This window comes from Paenibacillus sp. Y951, assembly GCF_056786395.1.
In genome coordinates, this window is record NZ_JBXCIY010000044.1 from 1 (window position 1) to 5,531 (window position 5,531).

3 protein-coding genes are annotated in these 5,531 nt (G+C 39.1%); 2 read left to right on the plus strand and 1 reads right to left on the minus strand.

Annotated features, from left to right (window positions below):
- The coding region (locus AC1TPB_RS24530; protein WP_482078893.1) for a tyrosine-type recombinase/integrase at window positions 1–1,067 on the minus strand (1,067 nt) is incomplete at its 3' end.
- A gap of 979 nt (window positions 1,068–2,046) precedes the next feature.
- On the opposite strand from AC1TPB_RS24530, the gene AC1TPB_RS24535 reads away from it, so the two are divergent.
- Window positions 2,047–3,468: a TOTE conflict system archaeo-eukaryotic primase domain-containing protein gene (locus AC1TPB_RS24535; RefSeq protein WP_482078894.1), complete on the plus strand. Its 1,422-nt coding sequence runs from the start codon at window positions 2,047–2,049 to the stop codon at window positions 3,466–3,468.
- Between the two features lie 12 nt (window positions 3,469–3,480).
- Window positions 3,481–5,531: hypothetical protein (locus tag AC1TPB_RS24540; RefSeq protein WP_482078895.1), on the plus strand; the 2,051-nt coding region annotated here is incomplete at its 3' end.

The following is a 5,531-nucleotide window of genomic DNA, read 5'->3' on the forward strand; positions in this document are numbered from 1 at the left end:
GAGTACCTATCCAGTGTAATTGTAATACTGCTATGTCCTAACCTTTTTGAAACTACCAGTGGGTGTACACCTGCTTGCAGCAACAAACTTGCATGGGTATGCCTCAAGTCGTGCAATCTAATCTTGGGTAATCCTGACTTTTGTAAGACATCTCTCCAACGTGCTTCGAGGAAGCTTGGGCTAATGGGGAAACCATTCCTCGTTTGGACAACTAATCCATAATCTGCGTAATCTTGACCACTGGCTTCTGCCTTCTGCTTATCCGCTAGCAACATCTTCTGTTGCTCTTCTAATGCCTTCATGGTCATTTCGGGCAAAAAGATGCTACGAATGCTCGATGGTGATTTCGGCTCTTGGAACTGGTAGCCATTGACTGCCTGTGTATACGATCTTCTGACGGTTAATTGCCGTTTATTCCAATCAATATCCTCCCACTTCAAGCCTAATACTTCTCCACGCCTCATGCCTGTGGTAGCAGCTAGTAAGTAAATCATATGGTAACGGCTACTCTTAGTGAAAGCTAAGAATTGTTTAACTTCTTCTTCGTTCCAAACTTTTGTTTCACTTTTAGGAATCTGTGGTGGTTTTACAAGCTGAGCTACGTTCTTAGCAAGCTTCTCCCAACGAACAGCAGTATTTAAGGCATCATTTAACACTTTGTGAATATGATTTATCGTTTGTGGTGATAATGGTTTTTCTCCACTGGATAGCCTACTATACAACTCGACAAGGTGCTCTGGTTTAAGCCCCCTTAACTTAATATGTCCTAGATTGGGAATGATGTGAAAATTAACTAGCCAACGGTACGTCTTGTACGTGCCAGGACGTATGCTCAGTTGCTTGTGAGCTAACCAACTGGTGAAAAACTCTCTAACGTCATCTTTCGTTTGTTCAACAAACGTATCCGTATTTAATTCATGTAACACCTTGGCAAGTGCACGTTCAGCATCTGACTTAGTAACAAACCCGCCTTTTGTTTTTTGCTGTCTTCTACCAGTAGCAGGGTTTTTACCAAATTCCACGACATAACTCCATCGTTCTCCTCGCTTTGTTACGCAACCTCTCATATCAATTCCTCCAATGTTAGTTCAAATTTGGGCGCAAAAAAAGAGCCTCCCACTTTAAGAAAGTGTTCAGACTCTAACCTTTTCGCTAAAACGCTTGGCTTTATGACCTAAGCGGTATAACAGACCGTTTGAGTTTGGATTTGAAAACAAGCACCTTTAGTAACATGGCTAGTCGTTTCCGTCAATTTTTCGTGGCTACCCATCTAAACGGACTCGATTCAGCCAACTATACTCCAGTCCAAACGGTCCATACTTCCATTAAAACATGGGAAATTTACCAAAAACAAGTATTTGATAAAAATGCGGATGTCCATGGAGCCTCCCGTTGCCGTCCTTGCCGAGGGGTCTTGCCAAGCAAGCACATCTTGAGACTTTATGTAGTTATAGAAATGAGTTGGATTCTATCTTGTACTAGCCACTCACTTCAAGAGAATTTAGCATTTGTACTTTCTAAGAAAGGAGTAATAAGTAGGAATTCACAAGCAGCACTCAACCTCTTGACATATTGGAATTTTTGCGGTGTAATCCATCCGAATTGGTTAAGTTGCAGCGCACTTCACCTTACAAAAAAAGTAAAAGTTGTATGCACACCGCAGGGAGGGCATTAGACGACCCCATTGTTAACCTCAGCTTTCTGACGGTAGGATTAAGGTACGGCGGAAAGAAAGACTTTGAGGAAAGTCTAGGAAGGAGTAAGCACCCTATGAGGGGGTAAACGGACTATATTGTGCAACGACGATTCAATGGGGCATAATTCTTAGGAATCTAAACGGACAACCAACCGATTTAGGTCGAAAAGTGAAGAAAAAAGGAGTAATTCTATGAGACAAGGAGATAATAAAAAATTTCGACAACTTACAAAAGTATAGTGACCGCCGTCCGCGTTCGACTTTATCTAACTAAATCGCGAATATGGAGATCGTCATATCTAGCAAATAGCCTCATAATAAAGTTACCAAGACAAAAGGAGAGTGCACGAATGAATGAACTTGATAAATACAATGATTTCGATGAGTTGTTTCTAGTACGGAGGGACCGATTAGCTATCAAAAGGGATTGTTGGATGCCTTATAAAACGGACGCTGATGGAATGAGGTTTTATAACCCATTAGTCTTTAATAAGCACATTGAGGGAGAGATGAAACTAGGTGCTTACAGTACTGACGCTACTACAAACACATGCAAATGGATTGTGGCTGACTTTGATGACAACGACAACGCTTGGACAGATTGCTGCAGTCTCTACGATACCCTTCTAAATAATAATTTGCAAAGCTTTATCGAACGCAGCAGTAGTGGAAAAGGATATCATCTGTGGTTATTCTTCAGTAGTCCCGTGCAAGCTGGTGTAGCTAGATCTATAATGTTTAACGCTCTTAAGGCAGCAAATATTCCGATAACAGGATCTTTTGCCAAGGGATCTTCCAATGCCCGTTCTCTTGACCGCCTTATACCTTCCCAAGATATGTTATTCAAGTCGGCTTATGGTAATCTGATAGCTTTGCCATTACAAGGAGAAGCAATAAAGCAGGGAAACACGTTGTTTATTGATAGAGAAACTCAACAACCGTACGAAGAACAATGGGAGTTGATCAGAAAGATTATCGAAAATCATAGAGTGCCACCCACCCATCAAGTTTTCATCAAGTGGAATAATCAAGTTGTTAACTCTAATAAGCCACCAGCTGTGTTGGTCCAATCAAATCAGCCTGTTAGATCGACTAATACCTCACAATGGGAAGCACTCGCACTAGCACAAGGACAATTTGAACGTATGAAAGGATGTGAAGCTATAAAACAACACTTAAAAGATTCGAACTGTTTTAACAATCATAGTTGGACAGACGTAATTTCAAACTTAGCTGTGTATGGTGCTTATAATCCTAATATAAAGAATGATGTAAGGAGCTTTACTCATGATATTAGTCAGAATTTTCTGACATATGATGAAGATGAAACGGACAAAACATATTTCAACAAGCTCAATTATATTGCGATGGGTGGGATTCCCACAAGCTGCAAGACCATGAGCGAGCAGCATAACTGGGAATGTCCACTAATAAAAGAGTGTCCTTACAAGTTTGTAGCACAGTATGGTGCACCTATTAGTTTGATGGTGTATGACAAGGACAAATCCATCTCGGTGGCTCAAAGATTACAGTTATATGAATTAGAACAAAACGGGTACTTTGAAAAGATATTGGAATCTATTAAATCTCTAAAGAAAGTTCAGGTTTGGAGTAAACAAGAATTCAAGTGGCTTTCTATTAATGTAGAGAAGGTCGATCGGCAATTGGTGGCAAAGCATTTGCTTGGAATAGCAGAGATTCGAATTAACCAACACCAACAAGCACCTTATTTCGCCCATGTTATTCAGAAACTACAACAAACCATATCCTAGGAGGATTTTGAAATGAAGAAACTAATGAATGAGCAAGAACTAATTGCATCGGTTGAGAAGTTAGATGAACAAGGAGTCGAATCTTTTGGAGAGAAGTTTATACAGGACATGATTGACAAAGGCTTGCCTATTAACGTCATTAACGAGCAGCTAGTAACGTATGTGCAGCTTTTGCACAAGAATGGTCTACTGGATAACCAAGACCCCCAAAAGTACACAGAAAAGTTGCAAGAGAAGGCTCTACAAATAACTAATATCGTCCCACCTTTAGTCCATGAGTCCAATGGGGGCTATGTCATCCTAAAGACAACCGCCAAGGGACCTAGACTAGAACAAATCACCAATTGGGTAGTTACAAATAAATGGGTTATCATCGAAACTAATGGGAATCAAAAGACCCTTATAGAGATTAATCGACAGGGTTCATTTTCCACGGTTGAGTTGTTAAGTAATTCAATGGCACAATGTAATATTTTTGAAAGCATTCTGAAACTAAAAGATGCCAATATTTATTGTAGCGCTGATAGTACAGAATTTCACAAACATTTGAAGCCTCATATTTCATTATTACCAAACAAAGTTATTTACCCCCAAATGTATTTAGGACTACATTTTACAAATGAAAATTCTGTCCCTGTATTTCTTTATCGAGAAGGTATAGAATCCCAAGTTGTTATGAATAGCAAGGCAAGGCTTGATAATCCAATGATTTGCACAACGCAAGCTGCCAAAGTATCTGAGTACACTCACCGCAAGTCTGATCTTGCACAATTCATTAAAGGTTTAGAATGTATGACAGAAGTCTTTCCGAAAACAAATGATCCGCTGGTAACAGTCACTACGCTTGCTTGGTTTATGGCTTCCCTGCTCAGTGGGTATTTGAAAGAAAAGCAATCGAATAACCATCCTATTCTATATCTTACTGGTCAAGGTGAAGATGGGAAAAGTGCCACTGCGGGGTTATGTGCCCTATTTAGCGGACATCAAACAGGCATTGGAAAAAGCGCATTATCTAGTAACAAACCGCTAAGACAAATGTTCTCAAATTCAAATGGTCATCCAACTATCGTAGAAGAAGCAGATGTGAAAGATAACCAAGCAACTAATAGGATAATTAATTATCTTAAATCCGTTTATGATAACCACAATTTGGAGGTCGGTAATCTTGAAGGCGTAGATCAATATAAGTTGGTTAACCCTGTATGCATCATTTCAAACTACAACCTCAAGGATCAAGCATTCTTGACCCGTTGCTTAAAAATTGAAGTCAGCAACAGATATTGGAAAAACAATAAAGAAGCACAAATAGCTTTCAAACAAACTGAAAAAATTAGTAAAACTATCAACCGTGAATCATTGTATTTGATTGAATATTTGATGGAAAATGATGCACATTGGGACACGTGGTTCCATGAATGTGAGAATCTTATCTCAAAGGATAACGATCACATCGTAGTTGGTAGAAATGAAAAGTCGTTACTAGTAATCGCATTTGGTATGAAAATATTACAGAATATTTTGATTAATTATCAACTGAAAGTTCCGCAATACTTCACAGACGCTGGCATCCGTAAACATATCAAATTACTGGAAGCTAACATTGAAGGGATGAAAAACTCAGACGATCTTGAGTTACAGTTATTACAATATGTTCTCCGCAAACGACACGACTACAAACATGCAAATGATTATATTTATAACGAGAAGGAAAATGCGGTTTATATTCACCGCCAAAATTGGATTGATGTGTTTGTTCAGTATCTCAGTGGAGATCATGAGACCAAAGGAATTACTCGAGATCAGGTAGCTAAAAGAACGCAAGTAAATTCCGCTAAAACTATTGTTGAGACGAAACGTATCACCAAGAACGGCTCGAAGACAGTATTCCATAAGATTGATATTCAAAAAGCAAAAAACATCTATGGAATTGGACTGGATGACTGGACCACTGAAAGTAGCAACAATCAAAATTTTGTAAACTCTGTATCATTTACTGTAGATTTCTTGTCGCATGTGGACTTTTCGCAAATTCCAGACTGGGATTCTAGTCAAGTGGTAAACTA

What these genes read in the sequence shown, in the direction of transcription:
- AC1TPB_RS24535 (WP_482078894.1), top strand. Translation starts at nt 2,047, where the DNA reads ATGAATGAACTTGATAAATACAATGATTTCGATGAGTTGTTTCTAGTA.